19 protein-coding genes and 1 pseudogene are annotated in these 25,316 nt (G+C 61.8%); 13 read left to right on the top strand and 7 right to left on the bottom strand.

What is annotated here, in order from left to right; genetic code table 11:
• The first annotated feature begins 184 nt into the window (after positions 1 to 184).
• The 8 genes from rsmB to ACQ4WP_RS09670 all read left to right on the top strand — a co-directional run bounded on the left by rsmB (position 185) and on the right by ACQ4WP_RS09670 (position 8,427).
• Positions 185 to 1,612, top strand: coding sequence for a 16S rRNA (cytosine(967)-C(5))-methyltransferase RsmB (rsmB, locus tag ACQ4WP_RS09705; RefSeq protein ID WP_436520032.1), 1,428 nt, complete (start codon positions 185 to 187; stop codon positions 1,610 to 1,612).
• Positions 1,613 to 1,709: 97 nt separating this feature from the next.
• Positions 1,710 to 2,216 (top strand): DUF4390 domain-containing protein, encoded by a 507-nt coding sequence (locus ACQ4WP_RS09700; RefSeq protein WP_226939765.1) that lies wholly within the window; start codon positions 1,710 to 1,712, stop codon positions 2,214 to 2,216.
• Positions 2,216 to 4,513: a sensor histidine kinase gene (locus ACQ4WP_RS09695; RefSeq protein ID WP_436520030.1), complete on the top strand. Its 2,298-nt coding sequence runs from the start codon at positions 2,216 to 2,218 to the stop codon at positions 4,511 to 4,513. The genes ACQ4WP_RS09700 and ACQ4WP_RS09695 overlap by 1 nt, the downstream gene beginning before the upstream one ends.
• Before the next feature lie 98 nt (positions 4,514 to 4,611).
• A complete protein-coding gene (locus ACQ4WP_RS09690; RefSeq protein ID WP_436520028.1) occupies positions 4,612 to 5,331 on the top strand; it encodes a response regulator in 720 nt (239 codons plus the stop codon).
• Positions 5,328 to 5,729 carry a GTPase gene (locus ACQ4WP_RS09685; RefSeq protein WP_436520026.1) on the top strand — a complete coding sequence of 134 codons (402 nt, stop codon included), beginning with the start codon at positions 5,328 to 5,330 and terminating at the stop codon, positions 5,727 to 5,729. The genes ACQ4WP_RS09690 and ACQ4WP_RS09685 overlap by 4 nt, the downstream gene beginning before the upstream one ends.
• 165 nt (positions 5,730 to 5,894) lie before the next feature.
• A complete protein-coding gene (locus ACQ4WP_RS09680; RefSeq protein ID WP_436520024.1) occupies positions 5,895 to 6,152 on the top strand; it encodes a BTH_I0359 family protein in 258 nt (85 codons plus the stop codon).
• A 77-nt stretch (positions 6,153 to 6,229) separates the two neighbouring features.
• Complete coding sequence (locus tag ACQ4WP_RS09675) at positions 6,230 to 7,009, top strand: class II glutamine amidotransferase (RefSeq protein WP_436520022.1); 780 nt, start codon at positions 6,230 to 6,232, stop codon at positions 7,007 to 7,009.
• A gap of 137 nt (positions 7,010 to 7,146) precedes the next feature.
• Positions 7,147 to 8,427: an EAL and HDOD domain-containing protein gene (locus ACQ4WP_RS09670; protein ID WP_436520020.1), complete on the top strand. Its 1,281-nt coding sequence runs from the start codon at positions 7,147 to 7,149 to the stop codon at positions 8,425 to 8,427.
• A gap of 67 nt (positions 8,428 to 8,494) precedes the next feature.
• Here the strand turns inward: ACQ4WP_RS09670 and ACQ4WP_RS09665 are convergent, their stop codons facing one another.
• Together ACQ4WP_RS09665 and metH are read right to left on the bottom strand one after the other, a co-directional pair.
• Positions 8,495 to 8,866: an SPW repeat protein gene (locus ACQ4WP_RS09665; RefSeq protein WP_436520018.1), complete on the bottom strand. Its 372-nt coding sequence runs from the start codon at positions 8,864 to 8,866 to the stop codon at positions 8,495 to 8,497.
• Between the two features lie 112 nt (positions 8,867 to 8,978).
• Entirely contained in the window at positions 8,979 to 12,773 is a 3,795-nt protein-coding gene (metH, locus tag ACQ4WP_RS09660) for a methionine synthase (RefSeq protein WP_436520016.1), read from the bottom strand.
• A gap of 662 nt (positions 12,774 to 13,435) precedes the next feature.
• On the opposite strand from metH, the gene ACQ4WP_RS09655 reads away from it, so the two are divergent.
• Both ACQ4WP_RS09655 and ACQ4WP_RS09650 read left to right on the top strand, forming a co-directional pair.
• A complete protein-coding gene (locus tag ACQ4WP_RS09655) occupies positions 13,436 to 15,913 on the top strand; it encodes an IPT/TIG domain-containing protein (protein ID WP_436520014.1) in 2,478 nt (825 codons plus the stop codon).
• Positions 15,914 to 16,072: 159 nt separating this feature from the next.
• On the top strand, positions 16,073 to 16,480 hold the full coding sequence (locus ACQ4WP_RS09650) for a tautomerase family protein (RefSeq protein ID WP_436520012.1): 408 nt from the start codon (positions 16,073 to 16,075) through the stop codon (positions 16,478 to 16,480).
• On the opposite strand, the gene ACQ4WP_RS09645 is transcribed toward ACQ4WP_RS09650, so the two are convergent.
• The 3 genes from ACQ4WP_RS09645 to def all read right to left on the bottom strand — a co-directional run bounded on the left by ACQ4WP_RS09645 (position 16,481) and on the right by def (position 19,007).
• Positions 16,481 to 17,383, bottom strand: coding sequence for a LysR family transcriptional regulator (locus ACQ4WP_RS09645; protein ID WP_436520010.1), 903 nt, complete (start codon positions 17,381 to 17,383; stop codon positions 16,481 to 16,483).
• 30 nt (positions 17,384 to 17,413) lie between these two features.
• A complete protein-coding gene (gene fmt / locus ACQ4WP_RS09640) occupies positions 17,414 to 18,370 on the bottom strand; it encodes a methionyl-tRNA formyltransferase (RefSeq protein ID WP_436520008.1) in 957 nt (318 codons plus the stop codon).
• A 94-nt stretch (positions 18,371 to 18,464) separates the two neighbouring features.
• Positions 18,465 to 19,007, bottom strand: a complete 543-nt coding sequence (gene def / locus ACQ4WP_RS09635; RefSeq protein ID WP_436520006.1) for a peptide deformylase — start codon at positions 19,005 to 19,007, stop codon at positions 18,465 to 18,467.
• Positions 19,008 to 19,311: 304 nt separating this feature from the next.
• On the opposite strand from def, the gene dprA reads away from it, so the two are divergent.
• The 3 genes from dprA to ACQ4WP_RS09620 all read left to right on the top strand — a co-directional run bounded on the left by dprA (position 19,312) and on the right by ACQ4WP_RS09620 (position 23,943).
• Positions 19,312 to 20,427, top strand: coding sequence for a DNA-processing protein DprA (gene dprA, locus ACQ4WP_RS09630; protein WP_436520004.1), 1,116 nt, complete (start codon positions 19,312 to 19,314; stop codon positions 20,425 to 20,427).
• Between the two features lie 94 nt (positions 20,428 to 20,521).
• A complete protein-coding gene (locus tag ACQ4WP_RS09625; RefSeq protein ID WP_436520002.1) occupies positions 20,522 to 20,986 on the top strand; it encodes a Smg family protein in 465 nt (154 codons plus the stop codon).
• A gap of 293 nt (positions 20,987 to 21,279) precedes the next feature.
• On the top strand, positions 21,280 to 23,943 hold the full coding sequence (locus ACQ4WP_RS09620) for a DNA topoisomerase III (RefSeq protein ID WP_436520000.1): 2,664 nt from the start codon (positions 21,280 to 21,282) through the stop codon (positions 23,941 to 23,943).
• 132 nt (positions 23,944 to 24,075) lie between these two features.
• Here ACQ4WP_RS09620 and pcaC read toward each other — a convergent pair.
• Positions 24,076 to 24,456 (bottom strand): annotated as a pseudogene (pcaC, locus tag ACQ4WP_RS09615) (4-carboxymuconolactone decarboxylase); the annotation flags it as partial.
• Between the two features lie 59 nt (positions 24,457 to 24,515).
• Positions 24,516 to 25,241, bottom strand: coding sequence for a hypothetical protein (locus tag ACQ4WP_RS09610; RefSeq protein ID WP_436519998.1), 726 nt, complete (start codon positions 25,239 to 25,241; stop codon positions 24,516 to 24,518).
• Positions 25,242 to 25,316 lie beyond the last annotated feature (75 nt).

Genomic DNA, 25,316 nt, shown 5'->3' with positions numbered 1-25,316 from the left:
ATGAAAACATCAGCATGGCGCATTCTGCTTGTATATATGCAGTTTTTTGCCGCAAATTGCCCATATCGCTGCAATCGCTTGGGCCAGAGGGCGCCACAAACGCTACAATCGACCCTTTATTGATGACGCGCGGCCGCGTATTTGCTTTCATGCCGCCAGCCGCGCGCAGCCACACCGGATAATTATGAACAAGCGCCCCACGCTGAAATTGAAAACCAAGCCGGCGCCAGGCCAGGCTCCTGCCCCTGCCGCACCGAAATTGCGTCCCAGCTACCATCCCGACCTGAAACCGGTCTTGCAGCCAGGCTTCCAACCCGATTTGCGCGCCGACTCGCTGGCGTTTTGCCTGCTGGGCGCCGCCAATGCCGTGGCGCAAGTGCGCACGGGCACGGCTCTGCCGCAGGCGCTGGCCAAGGTGTTTGCGCAATCGAACGCCAACCCGCAGGCGCGCGGCGCCATCCAGGATATTTCCTACCGCACCATGCGCCAGCTGGGCCGCAGCGAAACCCTGGTTGGCCTGATGACGTCGAAGGCGCCTGAGCCGCCGATGCTCGCTGCGCTGCTGTGCTGTGCGTTGTCCTTGATGTCGGCCGAGCCGGGCGAGCAGCCGTACGAAGAATTCACGGTGGTCGACCAGGCTGTCACGGTGGCCACCTCGCACCCTGACCTGGCGCATGCCAAGGGCATGGTGAATGCCGTTTTGCGGCGTTTCTTGCGCGAGCGCAAGTCCTTGCTGGAAGCGGCCCTGCAGCAACCATTGGCGCAATGGAATTATCCGCAGTGGTGGATCGACTCGCTGCGCCTGGCCTATCCGCGCGACTGGCAAGCCATTCTGACGGCCGGCAATGCCGTGCCGCCACTGACCCTGCGCGTGAATCGCCGCAAGAGCACGGTCGAAGCGTACCTGGCCGTGCTGGCCGAGGCGGGCATCGCTGCGCGCCAGGTGGGACCGTTTGCCGTGCGCCTGGACAAGCCCATCGGCGTGGCGCTGATTCCCGGCTTCGAGCAGGGCGTCGTCTCCGTGCAGGATGCCGGCGCGCAACTGGCCGCGCCATTGCTGGATTTGCAGGATGGCATGCGCGTGCTGGACGCCTGCGCGGCACCGGGCGGCAAGACCTGCCACATCCTCGAGCTGGCCGACGTGCAGGTCACCGCCATCGATGCGGACGCCAAGCGCCTGCCGCGCATCGCGGAAAACCTCGAGCGCCTGGGCCTGGAAGCCACCTTGAAGGCGCAGGATGCGCAATCGAGCGCGTGGTGGGACGGCCAGCAGTACGACCGCATCCTGGCCGACGTGCCGTGCACGGCCTCGGGTATCGTGCGTCGCCATCCCGACATTCGCTGGTTGCGCCGCAAGGGCGACGCGTTCCAACTTGCAACACTTTCCTCCAAAATTCTGGACAACCTGTGGCAGATGCTGCGCCCCGATGGTAAATTGCTATTCGTGACATGTTCATTGTGGCCGCAAGAGTCCGAGGCACAGGCGGCGGCATTTGCGGTGCGCAATAATGCGACCCGTTTGACAGCGCCTGGCCAGCTGTTGCCGACCGGCAGCGCGGAGCAGGACCATGACGGTTTGTTCTATGCGCTATTCCAAAAAAATGCGGCTTGAGCGATTCGTCGAACCTTTTCCTACGGACACCACCGGCACACTTGTGACAACACGACTCTTCCGACTCCTGGCCCTGCTGCTGATGCTGGCATGTACCATGCCACGCGCGCATGCCGCCGATATGGTCGAGATCACCCGTGCCTACATCGAGGCTAGCGAGGAGGGCTACAAGCTGGCCGCCACGTATTCCTTCGAGCTCAATCACGATCTCGATGATGCCGTGCAGCATGGCGTGCCGCTGTATTTCACGACGGAAATCGAACTGACCCGGCCCCGCTGGTACTGGTTCGATGAAAAAGCCATCGTGGCACGCCAGACCAGCAAGCTGTCGTACAACGTGCTGACGCGCCAGTATCATGTGTCGGGCGGTGGCTTGCAGCAAAGCTTCCCCACCCTTGACGATGCGCTATTCCTGATCCGCCGTCCCAGCCGCTGGCTGGTGGCGCGGCGCGGCGAGCTGAAAGTGGGGCAGACGTACAACGTCACCTTGCGCATGGGCATGGACCGCGACTACCTGCCCAAGCCGATACAGGTCAATGCCTTCAATAACAGCGACTGGCGCCTGGCTTCGAATAAAAAAACCTTCTTGTATACGGCGGAGTAGTGAGTCAAGCATTGCGCTATCTGCTAGTGGTGGGCGGCGGCATTGTCAGTATCCTGCTGTTCCTGCTGGCGTCGGCTTCCGACAATTCCGGCTTTTTCGACCGCTATTACACCTGGCTGCTGGGCCTGAACGCCGCCGTGGCCGTGTCCCTGCTGACGCTGGTGGGCATTTCCCTGGGCCGCCTGTACGCACGCTACAAGAGCGGCAAGTTCGGCTCCAAGCTGATGACACGCCTGGTGATGCTGTTCGCCGCCGTCGGCATCCTGCCGGGCCTGGTTATTTTCCTTGTCTCCGTGCAATTCGTTTCCCATTCCATCGAGTCCTGGTTCAACGTCAAGATCGAAGCGGCGCTGGAATCGGGGATTGAGTTGGGCCGTGCCGGCCTCGATGCGGCCCTGGTCGAGCTGGACCAGCGGGGCCACAAGGCGGTCGATGAACTGGACGCCGACCCGGTGGCCGGTCCGGCTGTGCTGACCAGCCTGCTGCGCGAAGAGGGCATGCAAAATGTCATGCTCGTCAGCCGCGACGGCGTACTGCTGGCCAGCGCCGGGCCGCACAGCGCGGCCGACTTGCCCACGCCGGCCATGCTGGTGCAAGCGGCCTTGCCGGCCGGCTATGCCTCCGCCGAAGGGGGCCTGGAGTTGCACAACGATGGCACGGAGTCGGGCGGCGGCGGTTTCCGCGCGGGCACGCCGGCATCGCTGGAAACGGCGGCCAGCCTGCGCCTGCGGGTGCTGGTGGCCGTGCCGGGCCCCTCCGTTTCGCCCCGCTACCTGCAACTGCTGCAAGCGGTGCCGCCCAAGCTGGCGACGAATGGCGAAGTGCTGCGCGCCGCCTACAGCGAATACAAGGAACGTTTCGTCGCGCGCGTGGGCTTGCGCAAGATGTACATGGAGATCCTCACCTTGACCTTGCTGCTGGCCATTTTTGGCGCCATCGGCAGCGCTTTCCTGATCGCGGGTAACCTGGCCCAGCCCCTGCTGCTGCTGGCCGAAGGCACGCGCGCCGTGGCCGAGGGCGACCTGTCGCCGCGCCCCATCGTCGCCACCAAGGATGAACTGGGCACCCTGACGCAGTCGTTCAACATCATGACGCGCCAGCTGCTCGATGCGCGCACGGCAGTGGAAAGTAACCGCGCCGCGCTGCAAAACGCCAAGGCCCACCTGGAATCGGTGCTGGCGAACATGTCGGCCGGCGTGATGGTGCTCGACGGCGATTTCAAGCTGGTGACCTGCAATGAGTCGGTCGAGCGCATCCTGCAGCATTCGGGCATGAGCATGGTGGGCCAGCCGCTGGTGCATATTGCTGGAATGGAAGAGTTTGGCGGCGCCATCATCAGTGCCTTCACGGCGCAAAGCGCGCAATCGGCCTCGGGCCGCAACCAGCAGCGCCTGCACTGGCAGCGCCAGATCGAGATTCCGCGCCGCCTGGGCAGTAGTGCCGACGAGCACGACATCACCTTGCTGGCGCGCGGTTCGCGCCTGCCGCTGGAGTCCGGCAGCGGCTACATCGTCGTCTTCGATGATATTTCCGACGTCATTTCTGCGCAGCGCTCGATCGCCTGGGGCGAGGTGGCGCGCCGCCTGGCGCATGAAATCAAGAATCCGCTCACGCCCATCCAGCTGTCGGCCGAGCGACTGCAGATGAAGCTCGAAGGCAAGCTGGAACAGCCCGATGCCGACCTGCTCAGCCGCGCCACCACCACCATCGTCAAGCAGGTCGATGCGATGAAGCGCATGGTCGATGACTTCCGCGACTATGCGCGCACGCCGCCGGCCGTGCTCACGCCGTTGCGCTTGAACGAACTGATCGAAGAGATCCTGAACCTGTACTTGCGCGGCGATGATGGCGACATCATCCACCCGCAACTGGCGCCGAATCTGCCGATGGTGATGGGCGATCCGACCCAGTTGCGGCAGGTGATCCATAACTTGCTGCAGAACGCGCAGGACGCCATGGCCGACCTGCCGCCGGACTCGCCGCATCCGCGGATTGACGTAAGGACGGAAGCAATTCATTATCGCAGTGCGGACGGTGGCGTGAATATCGCCGTGCGGCTGGCCATCACCGACAATGGCCCTGGTTTCGCGCCAAAAATCCTGGCGCGCGCGTTCGAGCCCTATGTGACGTCGAAGGCGCGCGGTACGGGATTGGGCCTGGCGATGGTAAAGAAAATTATCGATGAACATGGCGGACGCATCGATATCGAGAACCGGGTCGACGGCAATGGCGCTTCGGTGGTCATTTTGCTGTTAAAGTTAGCTCCCGACACTCCTGCCCAGGAATTCCTGGCGTGAGGGTCTGGTTTAGTATTTAAAACACTAATAAAATCATAGCTGTCCGCCGTGTGCATCTTGTGCGCGAGGGCCGGCGAAATGAGGAAGGCAAGACACGAATGGCAAACATACTCGTAGTGGATGATGAAATGGGTATCCGTGAGTTGCTCTCGGAAATATTGGGTGACGAAGGACATGCTATCCAGCTGGCCGAAAATGCGCAGCAGGCGCGTGAAGCGCGTGCCGCCGGTGCGCCGGATCTGGTACTGCTGGATATCTGGATGCCCGACACCGATGGCGTGACCCTGCTCAAGGAATGGCAGCGTGACGGCTTGCTGACCATGCCGGTGATCATGATGTCGGGCCACGCCACCATCGATACGGCGGTCGAGGCGACGCGCATCGGTGCCATGAACTTCCTGGAAAAACCGATTGCCCTGCAAAAACTGCTGAAAGCGGTCCAGCAAGGCTTGACGCGGGCACAGGAAACCGTGCGCGCGCCGAGCGTGGCGCCGCGTCCCGTGGCACCCGTGGTGGTCGAGGAAAGCAGCCATCCCGTGCCCAGCTTTGGCGGCAGCGCGCCGCAACAACTGATGGTGCGCCCAGGCATCGCCGTACCGGCAGTGGCCGAAGGCCATGGCTACAACCTGTCGTTCGACTTGCCGCTGCGCGAGGCACGCGACGCGTTCGAGCGCATGTACTTTGAACACCACCTGGGCCGCGAAGGCGGCAGCATGACCCGCGTGGCGGAAAAAACGGGCCTGGAACGCACCCATTTGTACCGCAAGCTGAAACAGCTGGGTGTCGAACCGGGCAAGCTGGCCAAGAAAAGCCTGTGACGGCAGCCGTGCGGCGTCCGACGCCGCTGACCCTGGTCAGCGGTGGACGCGCCGCCGAGCGCGAGGCAGCCATCGCGCGAGCCTTGGCGCCGGACGAGCCGACCGCCGTGATCCTCGAGGGATTGGCCGATGGCAACGCCGTCCTGGCCGACCTGGCCGAGCAAGTTCCCCCTTCTCTTTCGTCTCCATTGCACCTGTTGCGCATTGCACCCGGTTGCCTGTGCTGCAGCGGCAATCTCGTATTGCGTGTAACATTGAATCGTCTGCTGCGCCATCCCCCCGCGCGCTTGTTCATCAGCCTGGCCGACGCTTCGCACATCGAACAATTGCGCACCTGGCTCACTGCCAGTCCCTACGATGCCCTGCTGGCGCTGCAAGCAGACATACAAGTTTCCTGAGCGTGGTTTCCTGACGATTTTCTGATCGACTTAACGCAGTGGCAATTTGCATCTCGTTACAACTCTGCAGCCCGCCGGGTGGCATGGCGCTTGAAATGGCGCCGTATAGCCCCACCTCTGTTCTGAAACCGCAGGATATTCTCCTGCCTGAGCGAAGGATGCAAAATGAACCTGATCTATAACAGCGAGCAATACAGCGTCGTGGAATTCGGCGCCGACGTCGGCCTGGAAGCCCTGCGCTTTGGCGGCTATGAAATCGTCGACAAGGGTGGCAAGCGGGAAACTTTTATCGCCGGCATCCTTGCGCAAAACTTCCGCCGTGACGTCACGGAATTGATCGCCAGCGAACCCAGCATGGAAGAAATCGATGAATTTTTGGGCAGCTATGATTCCCTCATGAGTCAGCCAGTGCTGTTGCACTAGGATGATGGCCATCGCCACCATACCAATCCGCCGGGCGGCATGGTATGGTGGCCGGGTTATCCCGCTGCAAACAGACCATGTGCCAACTTCTCGGAATGAATTGCAATGTCCCCACGGACATTGTCTTTAGTTTTACCGGCTTCGCCATGCGCGGCGGCCAGACCGATACCCACCATGACGGCTGGGGCATCGCCTTTTTCGAGGGTGCCGGCGTGCGCCATTTCGTCGACCACCAGGCGGCCATCGCCTCGCCCGTGGCCGAGCTGATCAAACGCTATCCCATCAAGTCGCGCAATGTCATCGCGCATATCCGCAAGGCCACGCAAGGCCAGGTAGCGCTGGAAAACTGCCACCCGTTCGTGCGCGAACTGTGGGGCCGCTACTGGGTGTTTGCCCACAACGGCGATTTGAAGGAGTTTCATCCCGTGCTGACGGGCAGCTACCGCCCCGTCGGCTGCACCGACAGCGAGCTGGCCTTCTGCTATCTGCTGCAGGAGCTGCATGCGCGCTTTGGCGACGCTCCGCCGGCGTTGCCGCAACTGCATGCCGCCCTGGCGGAGTTGTTGCCCAGCATCGCGGCCCACGGCACCTTCAACATGATGCTGTCGAGCGGCGAGGCGCTGTTTGCCCATTGCTCGACCAGCTTGCACTATCTGGTGCGACAACATCCGTTTCCAACTGCTAAACTCTCCGATGAAGACCTGAGCGTGGACTTTTCCCAGGTGACGACGCCCCAGGATCGCGTGGCCGTGATCGTTACCCAGCCGCTGACGACGAATGAGCAATGGACGGCGTTTGCGCCGGGCGAATTGAAGTTATTTGTCGACGGGATGGTGCAAGACACGCCAGCGGCCTAATTTGTTGACGACAATATGCTTGATTGCTGCCAAAATACCCACAGCGCGGGCGAAATTCAGCTAAAGTATTGTCAATAGTGAACCTTGATGCGGGCGCCGCGCGGCCGGTGTCACTCGACGTGATTGATGAAGACTTAATGATCGATATTTCCAGCAACGACATCACCCCGAAACCCTTGCGCGTGCGCGAGTTTTATCTGGGTCGGCAACCTATCCTTGACCGCAATCAAGCCCTGTTTGGCTATGAGTTGCTATTCCGCAACGCCCCGGTCGGTCCCGCCAACATCACCAGCGACCTGTCCGCCACGGCGTCCGTGATTGCCCACGCTTCCCAGCTGGGGATGGAAAAGGTCATCGGCGACGGACTCGGTTTCGTCAACGTCGATGCTGACGTGATCATGAGCGACATTTTCGTTTTCCTGCCGCGTGAAAAAGTCGTGCTGGAAATCGTCGAATCGATGCCCGTCACGCCGGAAGTGCGCGTGCGCATCAGCGAACTGGTGGGCCACGGCTTCACCTTCGCGCTGGAAAACGTGGTGGCCGATACGTCACAAGTACAGCAGTTGTTGCCTCTTGTGCAATATGTCAAAATGGACATGAGCACGGTCGACCCGAAGGTGCTGGCAGCGCTGGCCCCCCGTTTCAAGCAGGAGCAGAAGAAACTGGTGGCCGAGAAGGTCGAGACGCGCGAAGAATTCAAGTCCGGCCTGGACCTGGGCTTCGATTATTTCCAAGGGTATTATTTTGCCAAGCCCGCCATCATGACGGGTAAAAAACTGTCGCCGTCGCAACTGGCTGTCATGGAACTGATGACCCTGGTTACCTCCGACGCCGACAATATGGATATCGAGCGCGCCATCAAGCGCGACGTGTCGCTGGCGCTGAACCTGCTGCGTCTGGTGAATACGCCCGCCGTGGGCGCGCGCCAGCGCATCGATTCGCTGAGCCAGGCCGTGACCGTGCTGGGCCGCCGCCAATTGCAGCGCTGGCTGCAAATCATGCTGTACGCGGAGCCAAGCAAGCGCGGCCATAGCATGACGCCGCTGCTGATGCTGGCCACCACGCGCGGCCGTTTGCTCGAATTGCTGGCGCATAAACTGCGCCCGAACCACGCCCACTCGGCCGATATCGCCTTTACGGTCGGCATCATGTCCCTGATGGATACCCTGTTCGGCGTGCCGATGTCGGAAATCCTCAGCCAGATCGAAGTGATCGATGAAGTGGCCGAAGCGCTGCTGTCGCGCGAAGGCTTCTACGGCGACCTGCTGCGCCTGGCCGAATGCATCGAGCGCATCGAAGACATGGAAGGCGAGATCGTGCCGACCTTGCGCGACCTGGCCATGTCGCCGGACGACCTGGTGGAGCTGGAAATGGCCGCCTATGAGTGGAGCGATAACGTTGTGAGATACGCCCTGTAATTGGCATATCAGATCAAGAACCCCGCCCGGCATTGCCCGGCGGGGCTTTTTTTCGTCGGTAGCTGCGCTACGCCGCCGCACCGGGCCAGTGCTTGTGCAGCTCGGGGTCGGTGCGCAGTTCCCACAGGGCCAGCACGACGACGGCGATACCGACGAGCAGCTCGTTCCACATGACGACGCGCTGTTCGGCCAGCCGCAGTATCCACGGCGAGGCCGCGACCCAGACGCCGACCAGCAGGTTGACGACGACGGCCCAGAAATACGTCTTGTACAGGTCGAAGGCGGCCAGGATGGCGATCACGAGCCCCGAGACAAAGGCATTGAGCATCTGTGGCGAGCCTTCGGCATAGGAAAAGGCCCAGGGCGAGACGAGCAGCCACAGGCCCAGCAACAGGATCACTTGATCTTGCCAGCGTTTCAGTTTGAAATTGCTTGCCATATATCCTCCTTAGCCAGTTAGGGAACGGGCCGGAGCGGGCATGCAGCATGCCGGCCGGCATACTGCGTTAGTGCGCTGCGGCGCGCGATAAGTTCCGCGCGCCTTGTACATATTATGACAGATTGGGCGCCAGCCAGCGTTCCACGTCCTCGATATTGGCGCCACGGCGCTTGGCCATGTCTTCCACCTGGTCCATGCCGATCTTGCCGACGACGAAGTATTTCGACTCCGGGTGGGCAAAATAGAAGCCGGAGACGGCCGCGCCGGGGAACATGGCGTACGATTCCGTCAACAGCATGCCGATTTCCTCGGCTTGCATGACCTCGAACATCTCTTTCTTGACGGTATGCTCGGGGCAGGCCGGGTAGCCGGGCGCGGGGCGGATGCCGACATATTTTTCGCCGATCATGTCGTCGTTGCCCAGCTGCTCGTCGGGCACGTAGCCCCACAAGTCTTTGCGCACGCGCTCATGCAGGTATTCGGCAAACGCCTCGGCCAGGCGGTCGGCCAAGGACTTCAACATGATGGACGAGTAATCGTCGTGCGCATCCTCGAAGCGTTTTTCGTACTTTTCGATGCCCAGGCCGGAGGTGACGGCAAACATGCCGATGTAATCCTTCACGCCCGATGCCTTCGGCGCAATGAAGTCCGCCAGGCACTGGTTCGGCCGCTGCACGCCGTCGACCACAGGTTTGACGCCTTGCTGGCGCATGCCGTAATACGTAAACGCGACGGTACTGCGCGTATCGTCCGTGTACACCTCGATATCGTCGTCATTGACGCTGTTCGCTGGCAGCAGGGACACGACGCCATTGGCCGTCAGCCAGCGCCCGTCGATGAGTTTTTTCAGCAAGGCCTGGCCTTCCGCGTACACCTTGGTGGCTGCGTCGCCCACCACTTCATCGGTCAAAATGGCGGGGAAGGGGCCGGCCAGGTCCCAGGTCTGGAAGAACGGACCCCAGTCGATATAGTGGGCCAGGGCGGCCAGGTCGACATTCTTGAAAACGCGGCGGCCGATGAACTTCGGTTTCACGGGCGTGCACGGACCGTCGAAGGGCACGATCATCCTGTTGGCGCGCGCTTGCGCCAAAGGCAGGATGGGCAGCGCCTTCTTGTTGGCATGCTGCTCGCGGATGCGCGCGTAGTCGAGTTCGATGTCTTGCACATATTTGTCGCGCTGTTCCGGTGTCAGCAACGATTGCGCCACGGACACGGAACGCGAGGCGTCCGGCACGTAGATCACGGGGCCTTCGTAGTTGTGCGCGATTTTCACTGCCGTGTGGGCGCGGCTGGTGGTGGCGCCGCCGATCAGCAGGGGAATCTTCAGCATGCGGAAGTGTTCGTCGCGCTGCATTTCCTTGGCGACATACGCCATTTCTTCCAGCGACGGCGTGATCAGGCCCGACAGACCGATGATGTCGGCGTTTTCCACCTTGGCGCGGGCCAGGATTTCCGAGCACGGCACCATCACGCCCATGTTGACCACTTCGAAGTTATTGCACTGCAGGACGACGGTGACGATGTTCTTGCCAATGTCATGCACGTCGCCTTTCACGGTGGCCATGATGATCTTGCCCTTCGGCTTGGCGACGATGCCCGTGCGCTTTTCTTCCAGCAGCTTTTCTTCCTCGATATACGGAATCAGGTGGGCCACGGCCTGCTTCATCACGCGCGCCGATTTCACCACTTGCGGCAGAAACATCTTGCCCTGGCCAAACAGGTCGCCGACCACGTCCATGCCGGCCATCAAGGGACCCTCGATCACGTGGATGGGGCGCCCGCCATTGTGCAGCAGCTCCTGGCGCGCTTCTTCCGTATCTTCCACGATGAATTGCGTGATGCCGTGCACCAGCGCGTGCGACAGGCGCGCCTGCACCGTGCCTTCGCGCCAGGCCAGGGTTTGCGCCTCGGCCTTGCCGCCCGCTTTCAGGGTGCCGGCAAACTCGATCATGCGCTCGGTCGAATCTTCGCGGCGGTTCAGCACCACGTCCTCCACGCGCTCGCGCAGTTCCGGGTCCAGGTTGTCGTACACGCCCACCATGCCGGCGTTGACGATGCCCATGGTCATGCCGGCCTTGATGGCGTGGTACAGGAAGACGGTATGGATGGCTTCGCGGGCCGGGTCGTTGCCGCGGAAACTGAACGATACGTTCGACACGCCGCCCGAAATCTTCGCGTACGGCAAGTTTTCCTTGATCCAGCGCGTGGCGTTGATGAAGTCGACGGCGTAATTGTTGTGCTCTTCGATGCCGGTGGCGACGGCAAAGATGTTCGGGTCGAAAATGATGTCTTCCGGCGGGAAGTCCAGTGCATCGATCAATAAATGATATGCACGGGCGCAAATCTCGATCTTGCGCTCGAAGGTATCGGCTTGCCCTTTTTCATCGAAGGCCATGACGATCACGGCCGCGCCATAGCGGCGGCACAATTTCGCCTGGCGCAGGAATTCCTTTTCGCCTTCCTTCATCGAGATGGAATTGACGATGGCCTTGCCCTGCACGCATTTCAAGCCCGCTTCGATGACCGACCATTTCGACGAGTCGACCATGATGGGCACGCGTGAAATATCGGGTTCCGAGGCGATCAGGTTCAAAAAGCGCGTCATGGCCGCCAGCGAGTCGAGCATCGCTTCATCCATGTTGATGTCGATCACTTGCGCGCCGTTTTCCACTTGCTGGCGCGCCACGGACAGGGCTTCGTCGTATTGCTCGTTGAGAATCATGCGCGCAAACGCCTTCGAACCCGTGACGTTGGTGCGCTCGCCCACGTTGACAAACAGCGATGCTTCGTTGACGACGAACGGTTCCAGGCCGGCCAGGCGCAGGTCGTGCGACGGGGCCGGCACGGTGCGCGGCGTGTTTTTCGACAGCAACTCGCCGATGGCGGCGATGTGTTCGGGTGTGGTGCCGCAGCAGCCGCCCGCCATGTTCAAAAAGCCCGCGTCGGCAAATTCGCGCAGCAGGGCAGACGTGTCGGCTGGCAACTCGTCGAAACCCGTGTCGCTCATGGGGTTGGGCAAGCCCGCGTTCGGGTAGATGCACACGAAGGTGTCGGCGATCTTGGCCAGCTCTTCCGCGTACGGACGCATCAGGGCGGCGCCCAGCGCGCAGTTCAGGCCGATGGTCAGCGGTTTCGCATGGCGCACGGAATTCCAGAAGGCGGGCACGGTCTGGCCCGACAGGATGCGGCCCGACGCATCCGTGACGGTGCCGGAAATCATCAAGGGCAGGCGCACGACATGCGGGTTTTGCTCGTAGAACAGGTCGATGGCGAACAGGGCCGCCTTGCAGTTGAGCGTATCGAAGATGGTTTCCACCAGCAGCACGTCGGCGCCGCCTTCCACCAGGCCCTGCGTCTGCTGCAGATAGGCGGCCACCAGCTGGTCGAAACTCACGTTGCGCGCGGCCGGGTCGTTCACGTCGGGCGAGATCGATGCCGTCTTCGGCGTGGGGCCCAGGGCGCCAGCGACGAAGCGCGGCTTGTCCGGCGTGGAATACTTGTCGCAGGCGGCGCGCGCCAGCTTGGCCGCCTGGACATTCATTTCATAAGCCAGGTGGGCCATGTGGTAATCGTCTTGCGCGATCGTCGTGGCGCCGAAAGTATTCGTTTCGATCAGGTCGGCGCCCGCCGCCAGGTAGCGCTCGTGGATTTCCTGGATGATGTGCGGCTGCGTCAGGGTCAGCAGCTCGTTATTGCCCTTGACGAACAGTTCACGCGCGCCACTATCGGTCGGCGCGGCGAAATCGATGAAGCGGCCAGCGGGGCCGCCCCGGTACGCTTCTTCGTCGAGCTTGTATTGCTGGATGATCGTGCCCATCGCGCCGTCGAGAATCATGATCCGCTGCGCCAGAATGGCGCGCAAGGTGGCTTCGGTCGGGGACATGGCGGGGATCACGGTATCGTTCATTTCATGCTTTCAATAGGCAAACGGGCGGCTGCGCGGTGACAAGACTTTACGAGGCGGATGCGGGCCAGCAGGATCAGCTGACGGAGAGTGCCAGCCGGATAGGGCAGGCAGAAGGTGGCAATCGCCTGATTTCACCGGGTCTAAAATTATACGGCATCAGGCTGCTTTGGTTTTAAGCAAAAGCGGCCGCCGGCCAGTCTGCCGTGTTTCGCGCAACACAACGGCGCCAAGGCCAGCGCTGCGGTGGCAACATCGCGGCCGCACCTGAAAATGCCATTCCTGAAAATCTTACTCAAAATGTTAATTCTTCCGCCAAGTTTGGCAGGAAGGCATGTCCTCTATGCTGTGGAAAATTTTCCACATTATTTGTATCCGCTCCGATTATTTTTCATGAATGGAATGGCAATAGCTGCAAAGGAAAATAATTGTGGTGTAAGGCAATGCAGAATGAGATCTGTAATGCTGAAAATAAAGTTTGCCAGGTAGATCTTTTAATTATTATCAAAACAAATTAAATCAAAAGCATTAATAGTTGTCTTATGGAATCGAATTAACCGATAATGTTGGTTCCTTGAAATTAAATTCTCACCAAAAGTCACCAATATGTCACATTTCTCTCGTGTCCTCCCCGGCATCGCGCTGCATCAGCAAGGATGTCAGCCATGAAAAACCATTTGCTTGTTGCATTGTTTCTCATGCTGGGCCTGTCCGCCTGCGGCGGCGGCGGTGGCGGTGGCGATACCATAGTGGCGACCACCTCGGGCAATCCCGTCGTGATTCCCGCCGTGACGGCCGTCTCGGCGGCGAATGTTGCCGTGGGTGGCAGCCTGGTGGTCACGGGTGCCAATCTGAGCCGCGTCACTGCCTTCCAGGTGGGCGGCGTGACGCTTGCCACCAGCGCCGCCAGCGATACCAGCGTGACCCTGGCCATGCCGGGTGTGCCCGTGTCGGGCGCCTTGAGCCTGGTCAGCGCCAGCGGCACGGCGGCCACCAGCTATAACGTCAATGTGTACCTGCCATTGAGCGTGGGCAACATCGCGCCATTGACGGGTGGCGTCGGTTCCAGCGTGACGATCGCGGGCGGCGGCATGGGCGCCGTGACGGCAGTGCAGTTTGGCAATGGCGCGGCGGCGACGCCGCAAAGCCAGACGGCCGGCAGCGTGACCGTGGTGGTGCCCTTGGGTGCGGCAACGGGGTCGCTGACGGTGCGCGGTCCGTACAACGATGTCATTAGCAGCGATACATACAAGGTCTTGGCGAGCGTGTCAGTGACATCGATCACGTCGGCCGTCAACAGCGGGAGCGGGACCTTGTCGGTGACGGTGCAGGGCAGCAATCTTGACCAGGTCAGCTCGGCTTCGGTGGGCATTACGCCAGCCGTCATCGTCAGCGCCAGTGCCAACCAACTGCTGCTGTCCGCGCCAAGCTCTGCAACGGGCGATGTGATGCTGTCAGCTGCTGCGCGCATCGCCGTCAATGCGGGCACGGTGTCGGCCTTCACCCTGGGCAGCATTGATTTCGCGCAGGTAATGAACCTGAATGCCAGCAATATGGCCTTGCGCCTGACGCGCGGCAAGCCGGCCGCCGTGCGCGTGTCCGTGCTGGCCACGCAAGCGGGTCAGGCCAGCCCCGCCGTGACCTTGGTTGCGACCGCCGCCAATGGCAGCAACCTGGGTAGCATCAGCATGAGCGGCCCATCGGTCTTGCCGACGGCGAAAAGCGATTACAGTTTCAACGGTAATTTCAGTGCCATCCTGCCCGCTGGCTGGATCTTGCCCGGCGTGCGCGTGCGCGTAACGGCCGTCGGCAATGACGGCGTGCAATTGAGCCAGGAAGCGGCGCCCGTGGTGGCCAGCCTGGCCAGAATCCGTTTGGTGCTCGTACCCTTGAGCACCGATGATGGCGTGGCACAACTGCCTGACGCCCAGGATATCCGCGCCGCGCTGCTGCGCGTGTATCCGTATGCGACGGAAAACATCAGCATCACCACGCGCGCTGCGCTGAGCATGCCTGGCAGCAGCACGGCCGACAGCTGGTGGAGCGATACCCTGGGCAAGCTGGAAAGCAAGCGCGCGCAGGAAGACAGCGGCGCCTATTATTATGGTTTCGTGCCGAAGATGTCCGCCACGCGTGCCGCCGGCCTGGCCTACATCAACCAGCGCAGCAGCGGCTACGACTTCACCTCGGCCATCGGCCTGGACGCCAGGTTCAACAGCATCGCATCGGTCGATCCCTTCGGCAATGACTGGCCAGAATGGCTGACCACGCTCGTGCATGAGCTGGGTCACAATCACTCGCTGCAGCACGTTGCCTGCGGCGGCCCGGCCGGCGCCGCTGCCGATTACCCGTATGCAAATGGCGAGCTCGGCCCGCAACCCCTGTATAACAGCGACTATGCGGGCAACATCGGCCAGCTGAGCAAGGCAGTGTATGGCGGCACGCCGATGACGGACGTGATGAGCTATTGCAGCGGCGCCTGGTTCTCCGACTACAGCTATGCGCGGGTGCAGCAATTCCTGGAAAAACGCAGCACGCAAGTGACGCGCAGCAATGTGCTGGCCGCCAGCATGTCCGTGGCCGAGAATGGCTACCTGACCATTTCCGGCCGCATCACGCCGACTGGCGTGGCCTTGCGTCCAGCCGTTGCCTCGTCCACGCGTGTGGGCGCAGCGGCCAGCGGCAGCGGCCAGGCGTACACCCTGCGGGTCCTGACGGCGTCGGGAGCGACTATCGACTTGCCCTTCGATGCCGTAACCGTGGCTGACCATGGCGGCAGCGCCATGAGCCACTTCCGCGTCAGCTTCGCCAACCCGGGCGACATCAGCGACGTGAAAGTATTATCAAAAGGCAAGCCATTGACTACTTTGGACCGCCCGGTTCGCCGCAGCAAGGCTGCCAACGATGGCAGCTTTGAGGTAACGCAAAGCGGCGGCAAGCTGGGGCTGGCCTGGGATGCGCAAGCGGAGCCGTACGCGGCCGTGCTGCACGTGGCCGCCGATGGCCGCAAGACGCTGCTCGCCAGCGGCTTGACGGGGGGCAATGCCAGCGTCGACGCGAGCGCCTTGCCGGCCGGCGGGCGTTTCGAGGTCAGCCTGTCGTCGTCCGTGGGCGGACGTTTGATGAAGGTGCAGCGCCGCTAGGCAAGGGTGCTGGACGCAAAAAGGGCTTGCCGTGGCAAGCCCTTTTTTATGGTGCGCAGGCATTGGTGCTCAAACTGCACAGATCCTGTGCCTGGCGAGGGCTGCCACTTTTCATTCCGCCTGCCTAGAATGGGCCTTCATCCACTTGCGGAGCGTCCCATGCCCATCCTGAACCTGCGTTTGTCCACCGCGCCCGATGCGCGCCAGTCAGCCGCCATCGCTGCCGCCCTGAGCGGCCTGACGGCGCGGCTGCTGCACAAGGCGCCCGAATTGACGTCGGTGGCGATCAGCCATGCCGATGCGGCGCACTGGTTTGTCGGCGGCCCCTCGTTGCAAGCTCAGGGCAAGGCCAGTTTTTTCCTCGATATCCTGATCAGCGATGAAACGAACACGGCCGCGGAAAAGGCTGCCTATATCGCCGCCGTGTTCGCCGCCATGCAGGAGTGCCTCGGGGCCTTGCATGACGTCAGCTACATTCACGTGCATGACGCGCGCCAGGCGGCCTGGGGCTATGGCGGCTTGACGCAGCAGTTTCGCGCCGTGCGCAAGGCGCTGCAGCAGCCGTGATCAATCCCAGTGGCGATCCTGATAGTGCTGCACGGCAAAATCGACGAAGACCCTGACCTTCGGCGACAGCTGGCGACTGTGCGGATACAGTGCGTACAAGGTGCGTGGACGCAAGGTGTAGCCGGGCAACACTTCGACCAGCTGGCCGCTGCGCAGCGCCTCGCGCACGATGAAGTCGGCGGCGCCGGCAATCCCCATGCCGCCCACGGCGGCCTCGCGCAGGGCGACGCTGGTATTGGCTTGCAGGTTGCCGCGCACGGCCACCTTGTGCGCGGCGCCATCACTATCCGTGAACAGCCACTCCGCCGGCTTGTCGCCCGATGTGTACATCAAGCAATTGTGCTGCGCCAGGTCTTGCGGCGTGGCCGGACGGCCGTGGCGCGCCAGGTAGACGGGCGAGGCGACGGCCAGCGTGCGGCTGCTGGCCAGTTGGCGCGCCACCAGGGTGGAATCAGGCAAGCCGCGCGCCAGGCGCAGCGCCACGTCGAAGCCATCGTCGATCAGGTCGACGATGCGGTCATTACAAACGAGGTCGATGTGGATGTGCGGGTATTGGCGGTTGAAGCCGGGTAGCCAGGCGGCCAGTTCCAGGGTGCCGAAAGCCATCGGTGCATTGATGCGCAGGCTGCCGGACGGTTGCGCCTGGTGCATGGCGACGGCGCGGTCGGCCGCATCGAGCGCGTCGAGGATGTCGCGGCTGGCCAGATAGTATTCCTGGCCTGCGGCCGTCAAGGCGAAGCGGCGCGTGGTGCGGTTCAGCAACTGGGCGCCCAGCTGGCTTTCCAGCTGGCGGATCTGGCGCGACACGATGGAGTGGGACATGCCCAGTGCGGCGCCAGCGGCCGTGAAACTGCCCAGTTCCACGACGCGGCGCAGGGCGCGCAAGGCGGTCAGCTGGTCCATGGGCACTTGCCGCCGGTATGGTTTGCCTGGTTAAACGAAACGTTTTCCTTCCAGCGGGAAGCCTTTGATGAATTCAGTTGCGGGCAGGCGCTTGCCGCCCGGTTTTTGCAGTTCCGTCAGGCGCAAGGAACCATTGCCGCAGGCCACGACGATGCCGTGCTGGGCATCGGCCGCCAGCACCTGACCTGGCGCTTCCTTGCTGTCTGCTTCAATTACCTCGGCGGCCCAGATCTTGATGGTGACGCCATCGACCTGGCCGCAGGCGCCGGGAAACGGATTGAAGGCGCGGATTTTCAGGCCCAGTTCCAGCGCAGGCTGGCTGAAATCGAGCGCCGCCTCATCCTTGGCGATCTTTGCCGCGTAGGTCACGCCCGCTTCCGGTTGCGGCACGGCTTCGAGCGGCTGCTGCTGCATCTTGCGCAGGGTCTCGACGATCATCTTGCCGCCCAGGGTGGCCAGCTTGTCGTGCAGGCTGGCGGTGGAATCGCCCGCTTCGATGGGCGTGCGCTCGATGGCCAGCATGGGGCCCGTATCGAGGCCTTCTTCCATTTGCATGATGGTCACGCCCGTTTCATCGTCACCGGCCTCGATGGCGCGGTGAATCGGTGCCGCACCGCGCCAGCGCGGCAGCAATGAACCGTGGATATTGATGCAGGGTTTGATGTCGAGCGTGCTGCGCGGCAAGATCAAGCCGTAGGCCGCCACGACCATTACGTCGTAATCGGTGGCCAGCAGGCGCTCGTGGGCTGCCTTTGCCTCGGCGGCGCGCTGCGGGTCCTTGCTGTCCATGCGCAGGGACAAGGGCTGCAGCACGTCGATGCCGTGTTCCTGCGCGTATTGCTTGACGGCCGAGGCGTGCAGTTGCATGCCGCGTCCGGCAGGGCGGTCGGGCTGGGTCAGCACCAGCGGAATGTCAAAACCCGCTTCGTGCAAGTCTTTCAGGGCCGTGGCGGCAAATTCAGGCGTGCCTGCGAAGATCACTTTCATATGCTTCCTTGACGTGAGGTGCGCAGGCCTGTGCCGGAGGCGCCAGGCTGGCGTGGTGTGACGGTCAGTCTATCAGTAGTATTGCAAAAGCAGCTTAAAAGCGGCGGTTCTGTGCGCGCAGGCTCGCTTCGCGCTCGAGACCACGGATTTCCTTGATCATCTTGGCCTTGATGCGGTTGCGCTTGAGCGGCGACAGGTATTCGACGAATACCTTGCCCAGCAGATGATCCATCTCATGCTGGATGCAGACGGCCAGCAAGCCATCGGCTTCCAGCTCGAACTGCTTGCCGTGGCGGTCCAGGGAGCGCACCTTGATGCGGGCCGGGCGCTCGACGCCATCGTAGACGCCAGGCACGGACAAACAGCCTTCGTCGTAGACCTGTTTTTCTTCGCTGGCCCAGGTGATTTCCGGGTTGATGAACACTTGCAGCTGGTTTTTCTCTTCGGTGATGTCGATCACCATCATCTGGATATGTTCGTCCACTTGCGACGCGGCCAGGCCGACGCCAGGGGCGTCGTACATGGTTTCGGCCATGTCGTCGATCAGGGTTTGCAGGCGCGCGTCAAATTCGGTGACAGGCTTGGCGATCGTGTGCAGGCGAGGATCGGGGTAACGCAGGATATTTAATATGGACATACGGATTCGACTGGTTAAGGTGGGCGCCGGTGCGCCGGATTATTCATGCCTGGGCCATGCGAACGATGGCAGGGCTATTTTATTTGAGTACGCTACGGTTGGGCGCGTATGGCACAACGGCGCGGCAGATGCGTTTGCCAGTGCACTATTCGTTTGCTGCAAAGGGAAATTTTATCACAGACGCCCATGGCCCTGTGGATGAGGGACCGTTTTGCAGCGCCATTGCACGCATCCTTGCGCGCGTCGGCATCGCGTGCGCGCCATGGCGCTAGCATGGGATGGCACAGTACACAGTGAGGTTGCCATGCATGCAATTGCAAGGACGGCAGACACAGCCACGGAACTGGCGGACTGGCTGCGCCTGCAGCATCTTCCCGGCGTGGGTCCGGTGGCGGCGCGCGCCTTGCTGGCCCGCTTCGGCTTGCCGCCGAAAATCTTCGCCACGCCGTTCGAGACCTTGCGCGAGGTGGTGCCGGCCAGCGTGGCGCGTGCCATCGTGCAGCCGCCCAAGCCGGTGGCCAACAGCCAGCTGGCGCTTACCCTGCAGTGGCTGCAACGGCCCGGCAATGCCGTGCTGACCCTGGCCGATGCCGCGTATCCGCCCCTGCTGCTGGAAATCGCCGATCCGCCGCTGTTGTTATATGTCAGGGGGCGGGCGGAACTGCTGTCGCGTCCCGGCGTGGCCATCATCGGCAGCCGCAATGCCAGTGCGCAGGGCATGCAGAATGCGGCCGCGTTTGCGCACGCCCTCAGCGCGGCAGGCTTGACCATTATTTCCGGGCTGGCGCTGGGCATCGACACGCACGCGCACGAGGGCGGCTTGCGCGGCGCGGGCGCCACCGTGGCCGTGATCGGCACGGGCGCCGATTTGGTGTATCCGCGACGCAACCTTGATCTGGCGCAAAGAATTGCCGAGCAGGGTTGCATCGTCAGCGAATACGCGCTGGGCTTGCCGGCCATGCCGGGTAACTTTCCGCGCCGCAATCGCCTGATCAGTGGCCTGGCGCGCGGCGTGCTGGTGATCGAGGCTGCGGCGCAATCGGGTTCGCTGATCACGGCGCGCCTGGCCGGCGAGCAGGGGCGCGATGTGTATGCCTTGCCCGGCTCCATCCATGCCACCCTGGCCAAGGGTTGCCATGCGCTCATCAAGCAGGGCGCCAAGCTGGTCGAGTCGGCCGATGACGTGCTGCAGGAATTATCCTGGCTGGGGATGCCGGCGGACATGCCGGCGGCGCAGCAGGACGAGGCGGTCGTGGAGACGCCGCTGCTGGCCGCACTGGGCCACGATCCCCTAGATGCCGATACCCTGGCTGCGCGCAGCGGCCTGGCCATGGGCGCGCTGATGGGTGAGTTGCTGGCGCTGGAGCTGGCGGGCCTGGTCGAGCGCTTGCCGGGAGGACTGTTTCAACGTTGTAAATGACAGCTAGTCACTTGTGTGGCGGCCTTGCCGCACGGGCGCGCTTTGTCGGTGCACACCCTTGTGTCGCAGCGAACTTAGCTGATAGAGTAGAGCCATGTTCGATATCCTGGTGTACCTCTACGAGACTTACTATCGCCCCGACGCCTGCCCCGAGCCGGCCGTCCTGGCGCGCAAACTGTCGGCCGTCGGTTTCGACGACGTGGAGATTTCCGAAGCGCTCGTGTGGCTGACGGACTTGAACGCCATGGCCGGCGTCGAGCAAATCCTGACGGCCAGTGCCACGGGCACGCGCTTCTATGTGCAGCAGGAAAGCGACGTGCTGGGCACGGCCGCCATCGGTTTCATCCAGTTCCTGGAAAGCGCCAAGGTGCTCTCGCCGCTGCAGCGCGAAATCGTCATCGAACGGGCGCTGGCGCTCGACGAGGCGCCCGTCTCGCTGGGCAAGCTGAAAGTCATCGTGCTGATGCTGTTGTGGAGCCAGGGCAAGGAACCGGATGCCCTGATGTTTGACGACCTGTTCGTAGACGACGAAGACCTGCCTCCCCGCCTGCTACACTAATATAGAGCGCTGGCTGGCTGCTACTGCAGCCGTTGGCCTGACCCTGGCGCCGCTGCCGCGCCATCCCCTTTAAGATGTACTGCACCAGCGCGCCCGCTAGACCATTGTGTTTGCGCTGGCGCAGTCTTGCTTGCAGATAACTTGCCGAATTCTTCAATAGGCGCTTATCATTGGCCGCTTGACAAGACCACAAGTCACAGGGCCTTGCGCAGACAAAAGCGTCGGCGCCTGACAATGCACTGTATGATGCGCATGCTGAAACTATCCTAGAGCATTTTTCGAGACTAAAAAATATGACAAAAACCCTCATCATCGCCGAGAAGCCTTCTGTCGCGAACGATATCGCGAAGACGCTTGGCGGCTTCACCAAGCACGATGAGTACTTTGAATCGGATGAATACGTCCTGTCGTCGGCGGTCGGCCACTTGCTGGAGATCGCCGTACCGGAAGAATTCGATGTGAAGCGCGGCAAATGGAGTTTCGCGCACTTGCCGATGATTCCACCGTATTTCGCGCTGAACCCGATCGCCAAGACGGAAGCGCGCCTCAAAGTATTGAACAAGCTGATCAAACGTAAAGACGTTACCACCCTCATCAATGCATGCGATGCGGGGCGCGAAGGCGAGCTGATTTTCCGCTTGATCGCGCAAAACGCCAAGGCCAAGCAACCGGTCAAGCGATTGTGGCTGCAGTCGATGACGCCGGGCGCCATCCGCGACGGTTTCTCGCACCTGCGCAGCGATGAAGAAATGCTGCCGCTGGCGGACGCGGCCCGCTGCCGTTCGGAAGCCGATTGGTTGATCGGCATCAATGGCACGCGCGCCATGACGGCGTTTAATTCGAAAGAAGGCGGCTTCTACCTGACCACCGTGGGCCGCGTGCAGACGCCAACGCTCTCCATCGTCGTCGAACGCGAAGACAAGATCAAGAAATTCGTGCCGCGCGACTTCTGGGAAGTGCGCGCCGAATTTGTTTGCGCAGCCGGCATCTATGAAGGCCGCTGGCTCGACACGAAGTTCAAGAAGGACGAAAACGATCCCGAGAAGCGCGCCGAGCGCCTGTGGAGCAAGACGGCTGCCGACTCGATCGCCACCGCCTGCCGCGGCCGCCAAGGCATCGTCACGGAAGAATCGAAACCGACCACCTCGATGGCACCGGGCCTGTTCGACCTGACCAGTTTGCAACGGGAAGCGAACTCGCGTTTCGGTTTCTCCGCCAAAAATACCCTGGGCCTGGCCCAGGCGTTGTACGAAAAACACAAGGTATTGACGTATCCGCGTACCGATTCGCGCCATTTGCCGGAAGACTACATCCCGACCGTGCTGCAGGCGCTGGAAACGGTCAAGGAAAACAGCAACTATCACCAGTTCGCCAAGCAGATCGTCGACAAGGGCTGGGTCAAGCCGAACAAGCGCATCTTCGACAACACGAAGATCTCGGATCACTTCGCGATCATCCCGACGACGATCGCGCCAAAGAATTTGTCCGAGCCGGAACAAAAATTGTACGACCTGGTCACGCGCCGCTTCATGGCCGTGTTCTTCCCGCCTGCGGAATTCCAGGTCACCACGCGTTACACGGAAGTGTCCGGCCATCAGTTCAAGACTGAAGGCAAGGTCATGACCAATCCGGGCTGGCTGGCCATCTACGGCAAGGAAGCGTCGACGGACGCCGACAAGGAAAACAATGGCAACGGCAACCTGGTGCCCGTCGCCAAGGGCGAGAAAGTACAGACGGAAAGCGTCAACGCCAATGGTCTGGTCACCAAGCCACCTGCGCGCTTCACGGAGGCGACCTTGCTGTCGGCCATGGAAGGCGCTGGCAAGCTGATCGACGACGACGAGCTGCGCGACGCGATGGCTGGCAAGGGCCTGGGCACGCCAGCGACGCGCGCGGCCACCATCGAAGGCTTGCTGACGGAACGCTACCTGATCCGCGAAGGCCGCGAATTGATTCCGACAGCCAAGGCTTCTCAGCTGATGACCTTGCTCAAAGGCCTGGGCGTCAATGAATTGACGGCGCCGGAACTGACGGGCGAGTGGGAATACAAGCTGTCGCAGATGGAAAAAGGCAAGATTTCGCGTGAAGAATTCATGCGTGAAATCGCCCAGATGACGCAAATCATCGTCAAGCGCGCCAAGGAATACGATAACGACACGATCCCCGGCGACTACGCCACCCTGGAAACGCCCTGCCCGAATTGCAGCGGCGTGGTGAAGGAAAACTACCGTCGTTTCGCCTGCACCAAGTGCGAATTCTCGATGAGCAAGACGCCGGGTTCGCGCCAGTTCGAAATCGCCGAGGTGGAACAATTGCTGAAGGACCGCACCATCGGCCCGCTGCAAGGCTTCCGTTCGAAGATGGGCCGTCCGTTCGCCGCCATCCTGCGCATCGTGCGCGATGAAGAGATCAAGAACTTCAAGCTGGAATTCGATTTCGGCCAGAACGACGAAAGCGAAGATGGCGAAGGCGTCGATTTCACGGGCCAGACGCCCGTGGGACCTTGCCCCAAGTGTAACGCCGGCGTGTATGAAATGGGCCTGGCCTATGTGTGCGAGCACAGCATGGCCAAGCCGAAGACATGCGACTTCCGCAGCGGCCGCATCATCTTGCAGCAGGAAATCTTGCCGGAACAAATGGCGAAACTGCTCAACGATGGCAAGACGGATCTGCTGCCGGGCTTTGTTTCCCAGCGTACCCGTCGCCCGTTCAAGGCCTTCCTCGTGCGCGGCAAGGATGGCAAGGTGAGCTTCGAGTTTGAAGAACGCAAGGCCAAGCCGGGCGCCAAGCCGAAGGCAGCAGCCACTGAGGTGGAAGGCGAAGAGGGCGCGGCGCCAGCGAAGAAAACGGCGGTCAAGAAGGCGGCCGTGAAGAAAGCGCCGGCCAAGAAGGCTGCGGCCGTGAAGAAGCCGGCCGCCAGGAAGGCACCGGCGAAGAAGGCAGCGGCCGCGGAGTAATCCGGCGCCAGCCAGACGAAAGCCAGGGATCGCTCCCTGGCTTTTTTTTCAGCTGAGTTCAGTCCCTTCGGGATCGGAATGCGCTCCATTGGAGCGTATTCCCCCGGCGGGTCTGACCCCACATGGCGCGGCCGGTGTCACCAGCCCCATTTCCTTGAGCACTTCATGCGCCGAGCGGAAGGCGTCGATGGCCAGCGGCATGCCGCAATACACGGCCGCGTGCAGCAGCACTTCCTGGATTTCCTGCATCGATGCGCCATTGTTGACTGCGCCGCGCACGTGGCCGCGCAGCTCCTGGGCGCGGCCCAGGGCCGTCAGCATGGCAATTGTCGCCAGGCTGCGCGTCTTTAAATCCAGGCCGTCACGGCACCAGGTCGTGCCCCAGGCGTTGCGCGTGACGAAGTCCTGCAAGGGCGCCGTGAAGGCGTCCACCTGGGCGAAGGCGCGCTCGACAAAGGCGTCGCCCATCACTTGTTTGCGCATGCGCAAACCATTCTCGAATTGTTCATCCATGCTGCGCTCCCGTTGGTGTACCTTGTCGATACTAGCGAGCGGGCATGGACCGGTCAAGCTTAGTCCAGGTAGTCGGAATACTCGCGCTGCGCGTAATGTTGCAGGTTGGCCCACGGCTGTGCCTTGCTGACGGTCGGCTGCAGCTTGACGTCGACTCTGCGATAGAAGGTGTTCGCGCGGTCGCCGCTTTCGATGATCAAGGGAATCTGTTTTTGCTCATCCCACAGGATGCGCTGGAACACGCCATTTTTTTCCACTTCGCGCCAGCGCGCGCCCGTCACGTTCGATGCCTGTTTCGACAGCGGCATGGCGGCCACCAGTTTCGGGTCCAGCAGATAAAAACTGTTTTCCCAGGAACCGTCGAAATTCACGTTTTCGTATTCGGCCTTGGGGATGGAGACGACGATCTTGTCATGCGCATCGATGTATTCCACGCGCACGGTGTTCTTTTCGAGCATCACGTGGCGGGGAATCAGCACGGGATTGAAATGCTTGTGCTCCTGCTGCGTGGCCGTAGTCGACGTTTTCAACGCCACCTTGGTGTTTTCGCCATGCTTATGGCCCGCGTGCGCGTCGGTGGCCGGCGCCAGTACGCGCTCGACCCACACGTGGCCGGGGCGGCGCAGCATTTTTTCTTCGTAGCGGCTTTCGCGCGTCACGCCTTCCGGCGTCAGCACGCGGCTGTAATAGGTGATGCCCAGGTCCAGGTCGGCGGCAGGGGCGGCCGCTTGCGCGGTGCCAGCGAAGCCGGCAGCGAGCAGGACGGCGATCAGGGTCGATTTCATGGTGTTGCCTTTATCGTGCAAAGGGGGCGGAGGGCAAAACTGCCTTCCGCCCCGGTGGGGTTACCGTGTTGATGC

The organism is Janthinobacterium lyxosi (assembly GCF_051380665.1).
Classification (GTDB): domain Bacteria; phylum Pseudomonadota; class Gammaproteobacteria; order Burkholderiales; family Burkholderiaceae_D; genus Janthinobacterium.
Note: the sequence above shows the minus strand (reverse complement) of the source record. Positions and strands in the feature narration are given on the sequence as shown.